Origin of the sequence: Prevotella sp. khp7 (assembly GCF_900109055.1) — a bacterium.
GTDB lineage: Bacteria > Bacteroidota > Bacteroidia > Bacteroidales > Bacteroidaceae > Prevotella.
The window spans coordinates 516010-535038 of sequence record NZ_FOIV01000003.1 but is presented as its reverse complement, the minus strand read 5'-3'; the positions used below and the strand labels follow the sequence as shown (position 1 = coordinate 535038).

Here is a 19029-nt window from a genome sequence, read left to right as displayed (position 1 = left end):
GACTCAGAGAAAATGAAATAATAATTTAAGATAAGGTATTGCCAAAGGCACGGGCACCAACAAGTGCAGATCACGAAGTTGCTTACGTATGTCCATACCATCCATCATAAAGCTCTGCACCCACGACGTTTTCATCATTTGACGCTGCTCTGAGTAAAAGCTATGCAACAGTTCTGGAGCCTCTTTGTGAATTGAGTCCAATGTAATTATCTGAAAATTATGAATGAGGTTATGGACATCCTTACTGTTCTGCAACTGATGAAATACGGCGAAATTGCACATCTCTTTCAGTATGACATTAATGCAATGGCATCGACGCTCATGATTACGCTTCACAGTGATACTCCCCTCACGTATCTTATAAATATATGTCTCATAACCAACTGCATACAACGACTGTGCAAGACAGGCTATCTGAAAGCTCCATAATTCGTCTTCATGGATAATACCCTCACGGAAACGAAGGTTATGATGGTTCAAGAACTCAACCCTATACAACTTGTTTACTGAAAGCATATACCATTCCATTTTGCGATAGGCATTCAACACATCATTACCATAAAGCACGGTTCTATTCTTCAACAATAGGGGAGCCTTTGGCATATCAGAACCTGTAATTTTATAATCGCCGATAATCAGGTCATATGTATTCTCCTTCAATGGATCTACAAGCATACTGATACAGTCGGGTGTTATTTCATCATCACTGTCCAGAAAATAAACATAATCACCCGTCGCAGCATCGATGCCTGTGTTACGAGCCGCCGATAGTCCACGGTTCTTATCATGACGGACAATTCTGAAACTTACAGGTCCCTGATAACCATGCAACTTGTTTTCTGCTACTTGCATGCTGTTATCAGTTCCGCAATCATCAACCAAAATACACTCAAGATTGCCTTTCCATGTCTGGTTCATGACACTGTCAATACACTCCTCGATATAAGGAGCCACATTATATATAGGAATAACTATCGATACTTTCATCGTTTAGGCCAAGGAAAATTCAACAATCCGTTATTAAACTTCGTACCCAATATGCAATAATAGAAGTAATACAACTGAAAAAGCCAATCCGAATGATGGATTTTAAAATACGACGTAGAAAAGAAGTCCCATCGCATATGCCGGTATCTCACATCAATATCAATATTACTCTCATCGACCGAATATTTGCGATCAAGTACGAAGTAGGCATATTTAAGCGCCCCCAAACGCTCCTTAGCAGGAAGATCGGTATTGATGGCTGATACTAACTCATCACGGTTCTTCATGTGATAACATGCCCCTGTCATCTCATAGAAAGAACGTCCTACAAGAATTGACGGTTTTCCCCAATAGCTGGCCTCTACTCCTGTAGAAGAACCGAAGGTTATCACTTTGTCACACGCATCCATCAGCGCATAAGAGCTTACCTTACTATCTGGTGGGATGATGGTGATATTGGGGTGCTTCGACAAATTATAGAGATCCGTATGAGCCTTGTGGGTGACTCCTTTCAGATTCGGGTGTATTCTCAAATAAAAATGTATAGATGGCTTTGCATGCTCAAGCATAAATTCGATAGCTTCATACTGAGAAGTGAACAAATTTCCTTTTTGCCACTCATCACCTAATGCCGCTATCTCATCTTGCGAAGAGTTGTAAATAGCAATATTAGTCAATGACACATCAAAGCCCTCTGGCAACAAGTCCTTCTGCTGATCCTTTGTATAGACCCGCGTGTCAAAAACAAGAATTCCATTGCGCCGTTTCTCATAGAATGTCGAGGCTTTACGGGTCTTCTCTTCTAATGATTCTGGTGAGTTTTTCCACAAGTCCTCCACCATTCTGCCATAGAGTTCAATGTTCAACGGCCATTCACCTACGAACCTTATCTTCTTGTATGGCTCAATATGTCCGCCAACACCTTCAAGAGAGACGAATTTTATACCCATAACCTTGGCAATGTCGTAGAACAGGCGATTCTCAAAGAGTCGACCATTATATATCAACACTTGATCGGGCTTTAACTCCGTTAACAGCTGATATACATAATCCACAAAATCACAGAGGTTATTAATCAAGGGAAGCGCCCACCTGATAAACCCCTCCCAGTTGGCCATATCCAGATCGCGAGTGATGTCATAATACATCGAAAGCACAGAACTACCGATTTCTACGCCTCGATATTTAAACACCCTAATAGACTCTGATTCTCCAAAATCCAGAGATCTGTCCTGATGTGCCATATCCTCATAATGAATGGGCATCATGTTCACGCCATCACCATACTTCTTCTTATATTGGTCATACATATAATGGCAGAACTTACAGATGCTGCGATGGCCACTCAAATTCATAAAGCAAGCAGACAATGCGCAATGGCAATAGCCCAGATAGACTGTATCGCCTTCTTTTTTACTCGTCAGGATATCATCAAGAATGATACCTGCATGAGGAGCCTCCAACGAACAAGAACTATAATAAAACTTCTTCATCTAAATATTTAAATCATACCAACTCGTTCAGCTTATACCGACGATAGAAATAAGAAAGCACTCCAAACATTACGATAGTCAGAACCACTTTCTGCCAAATAGTCACATACATCAGTGTATTAGCTAATACAAGATCAATAATCATCATGAACAGAACAGCAAAAATCAACCTGCGATCACCAAGCCATTCTTTCACACTTTTTTTATAACTCTTCACAAAGAAAGGAATCATCAGCTGACTCCAATATGAAATAATCGTAGAATAAATAGCTACCCGATATCCCCATACGGGAATAAATGCCGCACACAAAACCAGATTCAGGACACCAGGAATAAATACCAGCCACAGCAACTGTATCGTATTTTTCTCAATAAACACAGGTGTACTCATAAACACATAGAACGAGAACACCACGTTAGCAAAACAAAGCAAACTGGCTATATGACACGACTGGGCCAGACTGGCGTTTCTAATCAGCAACGCATATATCTCGGGCATCCATACACAAATGCAGAATGTAGTAATCAGCGCCACTACCTGACATAGGAAATACAATTTACGATATGATGCAAAGTTCGAACTGCGATAGGCTGTCTGCATCTGAGGCACTAGTGCCGTCACCAGCGCAGAAGTAATCACTACGGCATAATCGCCCATGGTACTACCATGACTAAACAGTCCTATGTCATCATACGAGATGTTATACTGGCTCATCACGATACGGGCAGAACTTGTGAGAAGCACAAAGCCCAATGTGTGTGGCACCAACGGAAGAGCAATCTTCAGCATCTCTTTCACACGTTTTTTGTTCCTGTCAAGAATCGGACGGATGTCAAAATCGACCCATACGAACTTCACGAAGACCGTAAACGTGAAGATGACCGAAACGGTTCCTGCTGCAACAAGGCCCCAATACCCCAGACGGAGATAGTAAATCATCACAAAAGAGACTAACATCCCCATCACAGATCCCAACAGATTTGTAAAGACCAATGGCTTTGGATTCTCCCTTAATGGGAACAGATGCTGCGCTAAAAGTCCATTTGCCAGCAAAAAAATAGGCATTGATCCCATCAGACATAACACCAACTTACCCAATGAGACATTCATAGGTAGAGTGAACATCAGGATGCCCATGTTTAGCAAGCCAAACAAGCATGACGACAATAGGATAAGCATCAACACCCTACCCCAAACAAAATTGTAATGGTTGGGATACTCGTAATAGCTATTTGTCAAATGCACATGCAGACCTAATGGGGCTATAGACACAAACAGGCTTGTATATGATCCCATTACGCCATTTATACCATAATCATACGTTGTCAGAAACGGAGTCGTCAATGGAAGTATGACTATGCTCAGTAACATGGTCAACTTAGGTACTACACCGTAGTATATTGCGTTTGTAACAATCTTCTTTGTCGACATTCCTATTTGACTGATAATAATTGATGTGCCATCAACTTGTCTTTAATCGGGATAAGTTCATCAATGGGTATATTGAGAATATTGCTTATTCCAATCAAATCGTTTTTACCATCAGCGTATGCAATGAAATGCTGCATAACGCGTGCAGCATCATAAGTACCCTTCTGACTCACAGTGGGATACAAACCACGTTTACCCAACTGAGGCTCACACTTACACGTCATCTGGTAGTAATAGTTGTTCTCCAAGGCATTAATAACCTTCACCATCACCTCATAAGCTCCCTGCAGTCCCTTCGGACTAATCAGGTCCATATTATCCGCAGAAGTATGGTACTCAGGATATTCATGATACTTGCTGCGACAGAATGCACAAACTGGCAAATCAACGCCAGCAGAGCCATATTGTCGCTCATCTGAAGCACGCTTCATGAATGTATAGCGGATATAGTTGGGATAGTGAAACTTCAGTACGTTCTCCAACACGCGATCGGTCAGCGTATTTTCATACTTGGTCGATACGTAAGAATAGGTGCGGTCGTCCCCCACGCAACTCAACACAAAGCCGGCCTTCACATGCCGCTGCATCATGTCCAGATTCCTACTCAAGTATGTGATTGAACCTATGGTCTCCGGAATAAACACGAAACGATAAGTATAGCGGTGCGATGGCAAACTTTGCAGATACTTGATTAGCGCTGTCTGCACACAAGGGCCCGAGAGTTCATTATTCGCCATTGAGGGATGGCAGAGGTAGGTAGAGAAGAAAATCTCATCCTCGGTCTCTCCTGACAGAATAAGTTCGCCATACGTCAGGCTCCCCTCTTTCAAGGTGCTATCGATACATACTTCGTACTCGTCATCGTTGAGTGTCTGCTTCTGACGCTCTGACATGCAGAAGCCCCACCTCTCTTTATAATATGATGTGACATAAGGAATCCAATCGGGCTGATCGGGCTGTGTATAAACATGCTCCAATAGTTCCTCGCGACTCACCATCCGATGAATGGGAACAGAGTAGCCTAACACATGCAGGTTACAATCTTTGAAGTCAACGATTGTTTCACCACGTTTATTCTTAATCCATCCACCATTGATATTCCACTCCTTGGGCACTGTCCAATCGAATACTTGTGTCCCCGAGGGCACTTCAAACACTTGTATCTCAGGCACCACTTCACGAATCATCTCCAACGACTGACGAAAGCCATTGCCTGTGATACTGCGACAGATAGGGAAAAGTTTCCCCGCCAAATCGTAAATTGCTTGTCCTACGTTTTTCACTTCCAATTAAATCGCATTTATGGCCGCATAGCAATTGCGCAGAGCCAGATGACGATGAATACTGAATCCATTCTTGTTCACACCATCCACATCGTGATATTTTCCCACATAGATACGATCACCATTATGGTCTGTGTCGCAACACCACACGAAATCATGATACCACAAATACGCTCCTGTCTGAAAATAATAGGCGAAGAAAGTGTAGGCACAGAGAATGGCCGTTGGGAATATCATATGGTTCTTCAGCAATTCCTCTGGCATGACTGCACGTGATTCTTCTACCACTTGTTTCTTCACAAGATACCAACGTGCCTCCAAAGACTGGTCGATGAAGGATTCATGCATGTACCAGTCCTGATTATAGAAACAGGGTTCTGCCTCATCAGGATTAACGCCAAAAGCATCTCTCAACGTGCGAAGGGTTATCTTTTGCTTGCCGAAAGATGGTGTACCAAGCACCAAAAGATAGTCTTTTGCACACTTATTCAATATATCAAGCGGATAGTTAAACTCTGGAACTGTCAACTCCACATCTTCTCCAAACCGTTTGATAAACGGTCTCAACTCATCGGGTCCGATAAAATTGGCTCCAAACAACTGCTTTATCTGCTCAATTGTGTCTCTTTCCATTTCTGATAGTCAATCACTTCCTCAGCTGTGGCCAAATGTCCCATAGCCGAGTACCTTTCTATACGGTCTATTTCAGCCTGAAGACGATTAAAGCGGGTTCCCCAACCTTTATCTTCAAACCATTTCAAGTTTCTAGCTGGCGCATTATAGAGTGTAATGCCGCTCTTGGTGTCAAGCACCTCTCGAAGGAATGTCAGGTAGGCACGATACTGATGTTCATGCGATGCCACCAAAATCAGCTTTTTCCATCCATATTCTTGCGCCATGCGAACAACTTCCACAGCCTGTTCACGTGTGTTTAGCGATTTGTCTTCATGGATTATATCCTGTTCTGGCATGCCTTCTTTCAGCATCAAAGGCAAAATTTCTGAGAAGGGATAACTGCCATAATCATAATCAACGATATTACCACTGAACACGATTTTAGACGCCATTCCTTGTTTATAAAGGCTCACCGCTTGGCGGAAACGGTCAAAGCCGTCGCCTTCAAGCAGGATAATGGCATCCGATGGCGTCAGACAGTCATTATCGACAATCGCTAAGATCTTTTCTCTGTCTGTTATCATCGATTAAATATCTTCCCAGAAGATGGGATCGTTGGCTGGAATATCCTTGTTTACAGCCTTGCCAATAATCGTATCTTTGAACTTGGGTGGAATACCCAATGCAGGACGAAGGACATCGATGTCTGCTTCTGTAATCACTTGTCCCTTCTTCAGCGCATTCTTAGCATACAGACAACGGCGCTGTACGAATACGGTCTCACTTTCCTCCGCCACAACTTCCTTTCGAGTGCTACCCATAGCACGTTCCACCTCACGGATTGAATCAACCATGAACTTAAACTCATTGGGTTCCATTGAGTGAGGATGATCAGGGCCCTTATCTTTCTTATTCAGAGTGAAGTGCTTCTCTATCACACGTCCACCTAGAACTACAGAAGCCAAAGCTACTACGTGGCCGGGCGAATGATCTGAATAACCTGTCAGACAATCATAGGCACTCTGATATGTTTTCAGCACATTCACATTGGCGCTGTCTATCTTCGAAGGATAGTTGGTAATACACTGCATCAGCACCAAATCCTTATTACCAGTCTTCTCAATGGTACGCACAGCCTCATCGATTTCCGACATAGTAGCATCGCCTGTAGCCAACATCACGGGCAATCCCTTACGAGCTGTATAATCAAGCATCTCAAGCCAAGTAATCTCACCAGAGCCAATCTTAATAAATGGCAGGTTCATATCTGCACATAGATCGACAGCCTCCTTAAAATAGGGCGATGTAGAGAAGTCAATGCCCACATTCTTACAATAGTCGGCAATTTCCTGATGCCACTCTACAGGGAACTCTACATCCTTGAACACTTCACTTACCGTACGTCCCCAAGAGCCGTGTACACCATGAAGCGTCATCTTTGAGAATCCGCCTTCAGAAACGATGCTCTCGGCCTTGAAGGTTTGGAACTTGGCGCAATCAGCACCCGCCTCCTTGGCTGCATCAATCAGGCGCTTAGCCTTATCTAAACTACCATCGAAGTTTCCTCCGATCTCAGCGATGAAATAGGTAGGATAATCCGGACCTATCATCCGGTTACCAATTTTGATGTTTTTGTTAAATGTCAGCATATCTTGTTACGTTTTTATCTTCTTTGAATCAAATCATTTTCTTTTTGTTCCACATCCTTGTTCAGCTGCCACACTTCGGGATGAGCATCCAGATACTGATAGACCTTCTGGTTTGGAATAGGCTGCCCGTCATATAATTCATCATATACGCGCTGTGCCAGTTCGAAATCCTTATCTGTATCTACCGTCAGGCGATAGACACCTGACAACGACAGATGATAGGGAATTCTGTTCACCCTAAACAATTCCGGATGGAGATATAAGTAAGGTGTCACGTGCTCACGCTCGCGGTCTGACGAAGCCTTCAAATAGGCCTCATACAAACCTTTTGCGTAGAAAACCTCAGCTCCTGTACCCAAAGGTGCATCTTTCGACGACACATAGTCAAAGCCGGGCAAATTCTCGATCTGAGCATCCACCTGCTGCCAATCTACAAAGGGGTTATCGCTCGTGGCTCTAACCACAATCTCAGGCTCATAGGTTTTAATACAATTATAGAAGCGCTCTAGCACATTGTCTTCACTTCCTCGGAAACAGGGTATTCCCTTTTCCACGAGGAATGACTCTAGTGCGTCATTGTTTCTGCCTACAGGGATGGCAAACACGACCTTGTCGATATTGCGACAAAGACTGAGTCTTTCGAACACATGCTCCGCTATCGTTTTGCCCATCTTGCCTAACTTCATGACCACCTTATCGGGAAGTCGTGAAGAGGTCAGGCGCGCTTGAACCACACATAGTGTCTTTACCATATTGTCCATCCTCCATCAACTTGAATGTTCTGACCTACCACATATTTCGAGGCATCTGACGCCAAAAAAAGTACGGCACCACGCAGATCATCGGGATCGCCCAGACGATGCGAGGGATTCTTCTCTCTAAGTCGGTCAGCAAACACCTTATTCTCCTGGACCTTTGGTGATGGGAACGGACCTGGCGAGATGCTGTTTACCCTAATACCACGATTGATCAGATAGGTACCGAAATAGCGGGTCATCTGAATGACGCTCGCCTTACCAGCGCAATAGTTCACTGGAATGAGTGAAGACTCACAAGGGGCCTCATATACAGCCAGATAAGGCGATACGATGCCATACATCGAGGCTATGTTTACGATAGAGCCACCTTCCTTCATATACGGCAGCACCTCACGGATGCACTTATATGTGCTACCCGCAATACCGTCAATACATTTCTCCCAGTCTTCATCTGTCAGGTCTTCCGACTTTTTGCCGATACCGGCATACTGAGCGGCATTGTTAATGAGCACGTCGATGCTTCCTGCCTCTTCAGCCACATAACGGAATGCCTCACGGATACTCACCGAGTCCATGATATTTATCTTCACGAAACGAAGCAATGTGTCCGTGCCGTATACCGACACGAACTTATCATGACTCGTACCTGCCACATAAACCAATGCTCCTGCGTCAGACAGCGCAGCCACCATAGCCTTACCAAGATGCCCGCAACCACCTGTTACAACAGCTGTCTTTCCTTTCAGAGAGAATAAGTCAAGCGTATGCATACCTGTTCTGATTATTTCTTTTCCAAACCTAACAAGGGCTTCAACTCTCCTTCCTCATACAATATCCAGGTCGTTGTACAGAGAAAAACAAGAAGGACAAAGATCATAACGATGCGGCTACGCTTCGGACCAGCCTTCACTGGGGGAACCGTTGCATTCTGCAAGATGGTGAACGCAGGAGTATCCTCCTGCACTTTTGCCTTAGCTGCCAACAGTTGAGCACACAGGGCATTGTAGTTGTTGTATAGCAACTGCATCTCGTTCTCCAATTTGTTCTGCTTCAGACGAGCACTCTCCAACACCACATTCTGGTTAGAGTCCATAAAGTCGGCATATATATCACAGATACGTTCATACTTCACTTTAGCGTCTTTATGCAACGACTCTACATAGGCCAGATCGTGACGAGCCTTCTGCGTTCGGTAGTCTGTCAAGGCGCCCTGCAACCGGACTCTTACAGAGTCAGCTATCGTGGCAGCAACCAACGGATCCTGATCGGTCACTTTAATGGTTATCACGTCCGAGCGCTTTTCAATAGTACAATCAATACTACCACCGATGGCATTCATGATCGAACGCTGAGCACCAGTAAGACGGAACGGGTCTACCTTCTCCTTCTTCTCTGGTTCATCGGCTTTTTTCGACTTGAACAATCCGAAGAAAGCCTTTTGCGCTTCAGTCCACCAAGGCGATTTCTGCTCATTGTCCAGATAATCGTAATATGTCATCACGCGATCATCGCCGTCTTTCTGAACTTTGATATCGAACAAAGAAGTCTTGAAGGCCACAGAGCTCATCAATTCTGGATACAACGATGGCGTAATGGCATCGCCCGACTTTGATGATCCGCCGATATTCACACCGAATGAGTTGGCAATCGAGGCCAGAGCTCCCATACTGCCACTCGAGGCCGTCTCAGGAGCAAGCATCACCTCTGCCCGATAATAATCAGGTAATCCCATTGTAACAAGACAGCCAACAATAAAAGCCGCAGGAAGCGTCTTATAATATAACTTCTTGCGTTTCTTCATCGCAGCCAGTATTTTCTGGGCGTTTGTCTTTTGCTCCTGCGAATCCAGGGCATTATTCTTCTGTTCTTCCATAAACATTTTGGATATAATGATAACTACTTTTTTCAGTCTTCAAGCGGAAAAAGAAAAGCCGCCGGCAAAAATGCGATGGCCACCGCCGCCACATTCTCAATCTGCACAACAACGCACTTATTCTTTTTTACGCGTTTAATCGTACCCTCTACACCAGCAAAGTCGCCTTCAACGACCTTCACCTTCTGCCCCGGCTTCCCTGCAAAATCCAGATTCTCCATATAGAACACACGGTCGTCGTTTACAGAGGCGACTTTTATAAAGTTGTCCATCTCTTTATCTGGCACTGTCAGCACATCCTTACGTAACACATTGTTCCGATTGTCAAGCACAGGCTTCATGATATAACGAAGCGATGTCAGTTCTCGACGCGTCATCTTCAATTCAGTAATATTCTGCTGACTGGAATGGACGAAAATCAGATTACTGATAGCGGGCTTTAATTCACGGTGGCGAGGATGTCTACCTTCAATATGTTTCCACTGCATAGGAATAAAACACTCTATACCAATAGAATCGAGATATTCTTTCGCTTGAAGCTCACGCGAGTATGTCACTCGCATAGGAAACCAATGTATTTCTTCCGTTTTAAGCATGCAGAAACTATTTCAGAAAAAGACAAAGAAGGGGGACACCGCTTCCTTGCATGCGGCGCACAAACGATTCATTTCCATCAAGTACAGTATCCATATAGCACTGGCATTCAGCGACTTCTGAGTACCGAGACCACCCGCTCCATGTTCGGCTTAGCCATCCTTATAGGATGAAGTGGGTAGTTTTTCGGCACAAAGGTACAAAGAATTATCGACAATCATGCGAAAAAAAAGCATAAATTCATAAATTATCCAATAATATCTTCCGCCACTGTTTTAAGCCACTCGCCAGTCGATATCAGAAATATGTTTACACCAAGAGTTTTTATAAGAAGTCAACAAAAAGACTACATAACAAAGTAGGCGTTTTTTTTCATATCGAAAACAGAGTTTTCCCCTAAGGAAAACAGAAGTTTCCTCCGTGGAAAGTCTCACTTTACTCCAAGCAAACCTTTTTATACCATGACATTCGGAAGCCGGTTTTTTCTAATCTTTAACCAACATTTTCAGTATGTGTGTAATAATATGTAATGTTTTTCTTGGAGCATTATGGTTTTTTCACTACTTTTGCAGCGTCCGGACAACTAATGAACAAATTGTTGAACCATTAAAAAGAAAAGAAAATGAAGAAAGTATTATTTATGGCGCTGACGGCCCTGTTCTGTTTCTCGACAGCGAGCGCACAGAAGACCGTAATAGCTCAAAAAGATCAGAAGGTATATGAATATGACAAGTTGGAAAAGCAGCCAGAATTTCCTGGAGGCACAAACGCCCTGTTCAGCTATCTTCAAAAGAACGTAAAATACCCTGCAGACGCTCAGAAGCAGAAAATAGAAGGCAATGTAGTCGTGAGCTTTGTAATTGAGGCTGATGGTTCTGTAGGCGAAGCGAAAGTTATAAAGGAAGCCTTCCCTTCACTTGACGCCGAAGCTCTCAGAATCGTGACGGCCATGCCTAGATGGAAGCCTGGTACGATTAACGGCCAACCTGTTAGAGTAAAATTTGCTTTCCCTGTGTCTTTCCGACTATAATGAAATATCTCATCTCTATATTCATCGCGCTATTTTTGGGGGCTTGCTCGCAAGAGCAGCCCCAAAGCGCATTTTTGCTCGAGGCTGAGCAGATGATATCTCAGCATCCGGATTCTGTACTGAGAATGCTAAAACCATATTGGAACGACTCTACAATGACAGAGGCCGATCACGCATTGTTCGGGTTGCTCTATACTGAAGCACTACACCGCACAGGCCTGTCGACGGAGAGTGACTCGCTAATACTTGCCAGCAGACGATTCTATGAGCAGAGAGGCGACAAACCGAGAATGGCAAGAGCACTTCTTCATCACGCTATCGTACTCTATCGTCAGCAACACCCACACGAAGCTGTCCTGACGATGAAACGAGCAGAATTAATATCCAAAAATACGTACAATCCGGAATTCAAATGCTATCTGTATACAGTACTTGGAGACGTTAACGACAATGTAGGAAACTACCCACAGACGATAAGATACTACAAACTGGCACTTAAGACGGCAAAGCAAAGCCAAAACAAAGAGTGGAGAGTGAGAGCACTGAACAATATCGCACAGACTTTCGACGCACTGGGTGAAACCGATAGCTTGAAATACTACACAGAACAAGCCAAGCCTTACACACAAGGGATTGATGGTGAGATATATGCAACCTATTTGACCAACAAAGGTAGCTATCTGTTGCACAAGAACAAACGCGACGAGGCCAAGAGCCTATTGTTGAGAGCCCAACAGAAAGCGCCATCAGACAGGGCTGCCAACCTATTGGCAAACATCTATCTGACAGAAAAAGACACAGTCAGCGCAGCCCTACAATGGTATCAGTTGGTAAATTCGTTCTCACCCGACGTGTGCATCAACTCGTACAGACAGCTGATAGACTATCTGACAGCCTGCGGAGAAACCAATTATGCAGCGGAGTACAGCAAACGACTGAATGAAGTATACCAAGAACTGTATCAGCGCAATGACGTTGCGAGTATCATAGCTCTGCAGACACAGTTTGACAAGCAACAGAAGGAGCGACACCAATATCAGACCACCATAGCACTTCTATCGGCCATCATACTTCTGGTGCTTATTACAGGCACGCTTTTCTGGTACAATCGTAGGCGCATAGATCATCTGAACGCCATCTATCTGGAGAGTATGAAGAAATACGACCTGACACGTAAAGAACTCACCAAAGTGCGACGTCAACGGGAACATGAGATTAAAGAGAACTCGGAACAATTGAAGCCCATTGTCTCACGACTACATACGACGGCTTTAAAAGGCAAGCATGCTACTAATGAGGATTGGGACGAGTTGTCGCAATGCATGTACACGCTAAGCCCCAACCTCCAGCTATTGCTCTCGCCCCTGAACGCTAAAGAACAACACGTATGTCTGTTGATACGCCAAAACTTTCTACCTACGGAAATAGCTATTCTAACTATGTCATCACCCCAAACAATAACAAATATGCGCGTAAGACTGCTAAAAAAACTCTTCACAGAGATTGGTGGCGCAAAAGACTTCGACACAAAACTGAGAACTTTCGAGTAATTACAATGGCAATTCGAAGATAAAGCGACAGCCCTCAGTATATTCATCATCGAGGAAGAGGTCTCCTCCAAGATTCACTGCGTGACGTTTTGTCAGCGGAAGTCCCAAACCAAGTCCCTCTGTAAGATCATCAACCTTAGTGAAGAACTCGAACATGGCATCGCGATCAGCCTTTGCGATGCCTTTTCCCGTATCTTGGATAATAAAGCGCACAGTAGTATCTGTAGGCGACACGATAATCGTAATATGTTGGCCATCAGAATATTCAGCAGCATTGAAAAGCAGCTCACGTAAAGAGCGCAACAAGTACAATTCGCTAGTCTGAATTGTGAATAGATCACCAACAAAAGTCTGGAGTTCCACACGTATATCAGGATAATGAAGATTCGTATAATAAATGGCCTTACGAGCCACTTCGTTACACGATACCATATCAGTCTGTAGGTCGTTGAGTTCTTCGGACCGACCAGTATCAGAACTGTCGATAAGCATCAGTACCATGCGTTTGAGGGCACGCGAGTTATGATTCATGGTGTCAATGATACTCTTTTGTTCCTCTGCCGACAATACTGTAGCATTGTCAGAAGTATCGCTAAGCACCTGTGAAAAGCCCATGATGATGTTGAGTGGTGTACGTATCTGATGACTAACATTCTGAATGAAGACACTTTTCTGATGATCGGCTTCCACGGCCATGTCAGTAGCACGCGAAAGTTCTTCATTGAGAAGTCGGGCCTGCTCGTTAGCATAGCGCACACTACCCATATGGACTTTGAGTGAATTGAGCATTGTGGCAAAGCTATTTTGTAGACGCCCCATGATGTCCGGGCGATGACTATGGGGAATATATACCTCCATATTACCCGATATGACTTCTTGCGTTTTTGAGAGTAGTTCATTAAGCGGATGAATAGCATGAGCGACAGTTCGGTTGCACAAAACAACAATAATGACCAATCCGATAATGAATAGAGGTATTACAATGAAATAGAAAAGACGGTGATATCCAGCCAACCCAACGCTTTCTGGACAGACAATGGCAAGACTCCAAAGAGTACCTGGAACGGGCTGATAACACACGAGTGTAGACTCTCCCTCTAAGTTAACAACCATGTGTCCCTCGCAGCCCTCAGTCATTTCATGCCCCAAGGCAATGATATCAGCATGACTACTGGGATTGGCATCTCTGAAAATTGTCTGATTGAAAAGGCGCGTTGAGTCGGGGTGAATCAGGTATCGGCCATTTTCATCGACCATCATGAAATAGGATTTGGGATAGGGTTTCAACTCATTCATAGTTCGAGCAAGACGCAGCAGTGAGAGATCAGAAGAGATAACACCTATGCAAATACTGTCAGACCTATAGAGAGGACGCCCATACGAGGCCAGGGCACCTTTGAGAACGACGTCAAGCGAGTCGACCTCATCAATATAGGCCTCCCAACTAGGAGCATTCATCACTCGTGGACTTTTATACCACACCTTAGTGAAATATTCGTAAGGTTGTTCGATAACGGTAGTTAGAGCCTCACCCTCTCTGATGGTATAGGCAGAAAAGTAGCGACCATAACGAGGAAACATGTTGGGCTCAGCACTAATAGAACAACCATCTATATGCGGATTAAGGCGCACGATACGGTTTGAGAAAGTCAATAATGAGTCGGGGTGGAACGAGCGTTCAACTAGCCAAGCATTATAATTAGTTGCAGTCTCAATGGCAAGCAGGTTTCGCCGGAGCTGCTGCATAGCAGACTTGAGCACCGCATTGGCACGTTCACCAGCTTCCTGACGGATAATGCGACGCGACTGACTGAAGAGCACCGTCAACGACACACAGAAAATTAACATGGTTAAAATAAGCACGCCGAAACTGAGTTTGGCTGAGAACGACTTACGAATACTAAACATGGTCAGCCTCCTTTCTTCTTTCCTCATCCGACATTGAGATGAAACTGTTCAGCTGTTCTGTGATGGTTTTACTATACTCATGTATCTCGTTTACCAAACGTACAATCTCTTTCTTGTCCGTTGTACTATCTGTCTCGGTCAATGCACTGACATTCCTGAATATTGCCTTGGCAGGAGCCACCATCTGGTTTGTCATGTTGTGTAGGAAGGCCATTTTCATACGTTGCGCTTTCCGAGCTTGTCTGTAGGCAATACGCAGTACTTCACTACGTCCCTGCATAGTAATCTTCAGTTTGTCGAGCTCGCTCATCTGGTTGTTCAGCGATTGCTGCATGAGTTGGAAGTTCTTCTGCAAACGTCCAATCTCGTCAAGTTTATTACTATCTGGTATAGGTGCGTTATAGTTGCCTTCGGCAATCAATTTGGCCTTTTCTGAAAGCATAATCAGAGGGTTGAGTCGATGACGGATAACGGTGCGACAGAGGAAAAACAACAATAACAGTCCAATGATAGCAATAGCATGCATGTAATAGAGCAGATTGTTGTATTCTCCCAAAATATCGGCTTCTGGATATACAATAGCCGCACTCCATCCAAGTTCTGTAGGCGGACGTCCCGTGATACTCACACGCTTGAAGGGTTTAAAGAATCCATAGAGTTCATTACCTTCAAGTCGAAACTTACGATAACCTGCTTCGCCCGAAAGCATCGTCTCAACAGCATCCGTAGCTGCTTCATCGCCCATCTTACGTGAAAGCGCAAGAGCCGTCTCACGCATGAGTTTATTACCAAAGGGGTGGACAATGAACGTACCATCACAATCGAGTAGCACGCAATAGGAATTCTTTGAAGTTTTGGTCGCTGAGATAATGCGCGACAACTGACTGAGCGATATATTAACGCCAATAACACCTATGATGGAGCGATCTTTTCCACGAAGAGGCAGACAGAATGTAAGGAGTGGTTCCATATGAGCCTTCTCCATACCCACAAGGGGATTCAGCCATTCCGACTTACCCGAGGCCATCGGAGTCGTAAACCACGATTGTTCTGTGTAAGGACGATTTCCGAATTCTTTTTCGTTAACGATGAAGGAACTAACATAGGGAACACCAGCACTATCGGCACGGTGAACATATACCATGAATTTGTCGCGTGACTGATAGTAACCCGGCTTGAATGCGATGGCACAGCCCACGACATAAGGATTTGTCTCAACAAGTTTCCGACAGTAAGTATACATGATGTCGGGATTGTCGAGATAGGGCAGCAAGCTGAAATACATATTGCCAGCAGACTGTTCGACACTCAGCAGTATATTGTCAATGTTCGACACTGTACCTTCCAATGTCTGTACGGCCTTATGGAAGGACTCTTCCCTAACAGCCTTTTTGGAATAATGAAGCATGATAGACATCGTAACCACAAGCAGAATAGCCATGGAGAAGACGACCATCAGACTGATGCGAACAGACAATGCTCTACTGATAAATTTCGGCATTCGAAGCATATTCGGACGCAAAAATACAAAAAAAAATCGATAACTGTATGAATTATTGGTTAAAAAATACATATTTTGTGTATTATTTCGTAACTTTGCAACATAAAACCAAACTTTAACATGAAAAAAATAGGTATTATCAGTATGGCTATCATGGTCACCACTATGGTGCAGGCCCAAAGCAGCATGCAGTATCCCCAAACCGAGAAAGACAACACTGTTGACGAATATTTCGGTGTAAAAGTAAGCGATCCTTATCGTTGGCTCGAGAATGATACCAGCGCACAGACGACTGCGTGGGTAGAGGCAGAAAATAAGGTAACGAGCACCTATCTTCGGAAGATTCCCTTCCGCGACAAGTTGCTCAAGCGGCTCACCGAATTGTCCAACTACGAGAAAATCGGCGCGCCCAGCAAACATCACAATAAGTGGTATTTCTCACGCAACAATGGTCTGCAGAACCAGAGTGTCATCTACGTAATGGACAAACTGGACGGCAAGCCTCGCATATTCCTCGATCCCAACACATTGAGCGCCGATGGTACAGTGGCTCTGAAGTCCATTTCGTTCTCGAACAACGGACGCTGGGCTGCCTACGCAATCTCTCGTAGCGGATCAGACTGGCAAGAATTCTACGTAATTGACGTCAACACCGGTCAACTCACCAACGACCACATTGAGTGGGCCAAGTTCTCAGATGCCACATGGCTGGGAGATGGATTCTACTATAGTGCCTACGATCGTCCCATCGAGTATAAGGAATTTTCAAATTTGAATTCAGGCCACAAGATTTATTATCACAAGATAGGAACCTCACAGAGTGACGATGTGTTATTTTATCAGAACCCTACTGAGCCCATGCGTTTCTATAATGTTGAGATCAACGAAGACGAAACGGTGATGTATCTTTATGAGAGCGGTGCAGGTGCAGGCAACATACTATACGTAAGAGATCTCCGACAAAAAGATGCCCAGTTTGTCAAAATGACCAGCGATATGAACTACCAGTATTCGCCCATCTACAGTAATGACGACAAGCTCTACATCTACACCAATTACGGTGCACCAAAGGGACGAATCATGATGGTCGACATCCACAAGCCTGGCATCAATGACTGGCAAGAACTCATTCCCGAACAACAGAATGTTCTAGGCAGTGCAACAGTCATAAATCGCCAGCTAGTGCTTACCTACTCGCAGGATGCGTCCGACCACGCATTCATCTATGGTCTCGACGGCCAAATGCGCCACGAGGTCAAACTTCCTATGGTGGGTAGCGTAAATTTCTCAGGCAACGAGAAGGAGTCTGACTGCTTTTACACCTTCACCTCATTCACACAGCCCGGCACCGTCTATCGCTACGACATCGATGCCAACCTGAGCACGATCTACGCACAACCGAGAGTAAAATTCCGTTTGCAGGACTACGAGAGTCGTCAGCTATTCTTTGAGAGTAAAGACGGCACACGCATCCCCATGTATATAACTTATAAGAAAGGTATGAAACGCAGCGGAAAGAACCCAGTCTACCTATATGGCTACGGAGGCTTCAACATCGCCCTTACCCCTAGTTTTTCGTCTACCCGCATCCCCTTCCTCGAGCAGGGCGGCATCTACGCACAGGTCAATCTGCGTGGTGGTAGCGAATACGGCGAAGAATGGCACTTAGCAGGCACGAAAATGCAGAAGCAAAATGTATTCGACGACTTTATTGCCGCAGCAGAATACCTCATCAAAGAGAAGTATACCTGCAGCGACCGACTGGCCATTGTAGGCGGTTCTAATGGCGGGCTACTCGTAGGCGCCTGCATGACTCAGCGCCCCGACCTCTACCATGTAGCCATTCCGCAGGTCGGTGTCATGGATATGCTACGCTATCACAAATTCACCATTGGATGGAACTGGGCCAGCGACTACGGCACCAGCGACGATTCGAAGGAAATGTTCGAGTATCTGCGCACCTATTCGCCCCTTCACAACTTGAAGCCAGGCATCTCCTACCCTGCCACGCTCGTCACCACAGCCGACCACGACGATCGTGTAGTGCCAGCCCACTCATTTAAATTTACAGCCACCCTGCAAGAATGCCACAAAGGTCTGAATCCAGTTCTCATCCGCATCGACACAAAAGCCGGGCATGGTGGAGGAAAGCCCTTAGCAAAGGTCCTTGAGGAGCAGGCCGACATCTACAGCTTTATCCTCTTCAACATGGGGATGAAGTTCAAATAAGACAAGTTTCTGTCTAAAAATCATACGCAGGGGTGTAAAATTATTAGACGTTTTACATCCCTGCTGTGTTAAAAGCTTGCAGAGAAAAGAATATACTCATATCTTTGCATCAGAAAAATATTTTTTA

At 44.6% G+C, this 19029-nt stretch carries 16 protein-coding genes; 3 read left to right on the top strand and 13 right to left on the bottom strand.

Going from position 1 to position 19029, the window contains the following annotated elements; all coding sequences use genetic code 11:
- Window positions 1–3 precede the first annotated feature (3 nt).
- From BMX82_RS09200 to BMX82_RS09150, 11 genes are read right to left on the bottom strand one after another with little or no spacing between them, the layout of a single operon-like run.
- Window positions 4–987 (bottom strand): glycosyltransferase family 2 protein, encoded by a 984-nt coding sequence (locus BMX82_RS09200; RefSeq protein WP_091768160.1) that lies wholly within the window; start codon window positions 985–987, stop codon window positions 4–6.
- Entirely contained in the window at window positions 984–2480 is a 1497-nt protein-coding gene (locus BMX82_RS09195; RefSeq protein WP_091768157.1) for a capsular polysaccharide export protein, LipB/KpsS family, read from the bottom strand. The genes BMX82_RS09200 and BMX82_RS09195 overlap by 4 nt, the downstream gene beginning before the upstream one ends.
- Before the next feature lie 13 nt (window positions 2481–2493).
- Window positions 2494–3912 (bottom strand): lipopolysaccharide biosynthesis protein, encoded by a 1419-nt coding sequence (locus BMX82_RS09190; protein ID WP_091768154.1) that lies wholly within the window; start codon window positions 3910–3912, stop codon window positions 2494–2496.
- Between the two features lie 2 nt (window positions 3913–3914).
- Window positions 3915–5195 (bottom strand): DUF4910 domain-containing protein, encoded by a 1281-nt coding sequence (locus tag BMX82_RS09185; protein WP_036911520.1) that lies wholly within the window; start codon window positions 5193–5195, stop codon window positions 3915–3917.
- A gap of 6 nt (window positions 5196–5201) precedes the next feature.
- The gene (locus tag BMX82_RS09180; protein WP_036911284.1) at window positions 5202–5828 is read right to left on the bottom strand and encodes a hypothetical protein; all 627 of its coding nucleotides are present in this window, start codon (window positions 5826–5828) and stop codon (window positions 5202–5204) included.
- Entirely contained in the window at window positions 5801–6394 is a 594-nt protein-coding gene (locus BMX82_RS09175) for a YdcF family protein (RefSeq protein ID WP_036911286.1), read from the bottom strand. Before BMX82_RS09175 ends, BMX82_RS09180 begins: the two co-directional genes overlap by 28 nt.
- Before the next feature lie 3 nt (window positions 6395–6397).
- Window positions 6398–7459 (bottom strand): N-acetylneuraminate synthase family protein, encoded by a 1062-nt coding sequence (locus BMX82_RS09170; RefSeq protein ID WP_091768151.1) that lies wholly within the window; start codon window positions 7457–7459, stop codon window positions 6398–6400.
- Between the two features lie 14 nt (window positions 7460–7473).
- On the bottom strand, window positions 7474–8211 hold the full coding sequence (locus tag BMX82_RS09165) for a cytidylyltransferase domain-containing protein (RefSeq protein ID WP_177172067.1): 738 nt from the start codon (window positions 8209–8211) through the stop codon (window positions 7474–7476).
- Window positions 8205–8987, bottom strand: coding sequence for an SDR family oxidoreductase (locus BMX82_RS09160; protein WP_036911292.1), 783 nt, complete (start codon window positions 8985–8987; stop codon window positions 8205–8207). Before BMX82_RS09160 ends, BMX82_RS09165 begins: the two co-directional genes overlap by 7 nt.
- Window positions 8988–8998: 11 nt before the next feature.
- Window positions 8999–10090 (bottom strand): hypothetical protein, encoded by a 1092-nt coding sequence (locus BMX82_RS09155; protein WP_036911294.1) that lies wholly within the window; start codon window positions 10088–10090, stop codon window positions 8999–9001.
- Between the two features lie 32 nt (window positions 10091–10122).
- Entirely contained in the window at window positions 10123–10653 is a 531-nt protein-coding gene (locus BMX82_RS09150; RefSeq protein WP_177172066.1) for a UpxY family transcription antiterminator, read from the bottom strand.
- A gap of 653 nt (window positions 10654–11306) precedes the next feature.
- Here BMX82_RS09150 and BMX82_RS09145 point away from each other — a divergent pair.
- Both BMX82_RS09145 and BMX82_RS09140 read left to right on the top strand, forming a co-directional pair.
- Window positions 11307–11714: an energy transducer TonB gene (locus BMX82_RS09145; RefSeq protein ID WP_036911298.1), complete on the top strand. Its 408-nt coding sequence runs from the start codon at window positions 11307–11309 to the stop codon at window positions 11712–11714.
- Window positions 11714–13264 carry a tetratricopeptide repeat protein gene (locus BMX82_RS09140; protein WP_036911300.1) on the top strand — a complete coding sequence of 517 codons (1551 nt, stop codon included), beginning with the start codon at window positions 11714–11716 and terminating at the stop codon, window positions 13262–13264. The genes BMX82_RS09145 and BMX82_RS09140 overlap by 1 nt, the downstream gene beginning before the upstream one ends.
- Here BMX82_RS09140 and BMX82_RS09135 read toward each other — a convergent pair whose 3' ends face one another.
- Both BMX82_RS09135 and BMX82_RS09130 read right to left on the bottom strand, forming a co-directional pair.
- A complete protein-coding gene (locus BMX82_RS09135; RefSeq protein ID WP_255396585.1) occupies window positions 13265–15199 on the bottom strand; it encodes an ATP-binding protein in 1935 nt (644 codons plus the stop codon).
- A complete protein-coding gene (locus tag BMX82_RS09130) occupies window positions 15165–16673 on the bottom strand; it encodes a HAMP domain-containing protein (protein ID WP_177172065.1) in 1509 nt (502 codons plus the stop codon). Before BMX82_RS09130 ends, BMX82_RS09135 begins: the two co-directional genes overlap by 35 nt.
- Before the next feature lie 120 nt (window positions 16674–16793).
- Between BMX82_RS09130 and BMX82_RS09125 the strand changes: the two genes are divergently transcribed.
- Window positions 16794–18902 carry a prolyl oligopeptidase family serine peptidase gene (locus tag BMX82_RS09125; protein ID WP_091768138.1) on the top strand — a complete coding sequence of 703 codons (2109 nt, stop codon included), beginning with the start codon at window positions 16794–16796 and terminating at the stop codon, window positions 18900–18902.
- Window positions 18903–19029: the final 127 nt, after the last annotated feature.

Excerpts from the sequence above, each read along its gene's own strand:
- BMX82_RS09150 (WP_177172066.1), bottom strand. The coding sequence starts at position 10,653 with ATGCGAGTGACATACTCGCGTGAGCTTCAAGCGAAAGAATATCTCGAT.
- BMX82_RS09170 (WP_091768151.1), bottom strand. The coding sequence starts at position 7,459 with ATGCTGACATTTAACAAAAACATCAAAATTGGTAACCGGATGATAGGT.
- BMX82_RS09200 (WP_091768160.1), bottom strand. The coding sequence starts at position 987 with ATGAAAGTATCGATAGTTATTCCTATATATAATGTGGCTCCTTATATC.
- BMX82_RS09145 (WP_036911298.1), top strand. The coding sequence starts at position 11,307 with ATGAAGAAAGTATTATTTATGGCGCTGACGGCCCTGTTCTGTTTCTCG.
- BMX82_RS09190 (WP_091768154.1), bottom strand. The coding sequence starts at position 3,912 with ATGTCGACAAAGAAGATTGTTACAAACGCAATATACTACGGTGTAGTA.
- BMX82_RS09135 (WP_255396585.1), bottom strand. The coding sequence starts at position 15,199 with ATGAGGAAAGAAGAAAGGAGGCTGACCATGTTTAGTATTCGTAAGTCG.
- BMX82_RS09195 (WP_091768157.1), bottom strand. The coding sequence starts at position 2,480 with ATGAAGAAGTTTTATTATAGTTCTTGTTCGTTGGAGGCTCCTCATGCA.
- BMX82_RS09155 (WP_036911294.1), bottom strand. The coding sequence starts at position 10,090 with ATGGAAGAACAGAAGAATAATGCCCTGGATTCGCAGGAGCAAAAGACA.
- BMX82_RS09140 (WP_036911300.1), top strand. The coding sequence starts at position 11,714 with ATGAAATATCTCATCTCTATATTCATCGCGCTATTTTTGGGGGCTTGC.
- BMX82_RS09165 (WP_177172067.1), bottom strand. The coding sequence starts at position 8,211 with ATGGTAAAGACACTATGTGTGGTTCAAGCGCGCCTGACCTCTTCACGA.
- BMX82_RS09175 (WP_036911286.1), bottom strand. The coding sequence starts at position 6,394 with ATGATAACAGACAGAGAAAAGATCTTAGCGATTGTCGATAATGACTGT.
- BMX82_RS09130 (WP_177172065.1), bottom strand. The coding sequence starts at position 16,673 with ATGCCGAAATTTATCAGTAGAGCATTGTCTGTTCGCATCAGTCTGATG.
- BMX82_RS09125 (WP_091768138.1), top strand. The coding sequence starts at position 16,794 with ATGAAAAAAATAGGTATTATCAGTATGGCTATCATGGTCACCACTATG.
- BMX82_RS09160 (WP_036911292.1), bottom strand. The coding sequence starts at position 8,987 with ATGCATACGCTTGACTTATTCTCTCTGAAAGGAAAGACAGCTGTTGTA.
- BMX82_RS09180 (WP_036911284.1), bottom strand. The coding sequence starts at position 5,828 with ATGGAAAGAGACACAATTGAGCAGATAAAGCAGTTGTTTGGAGCCAAT.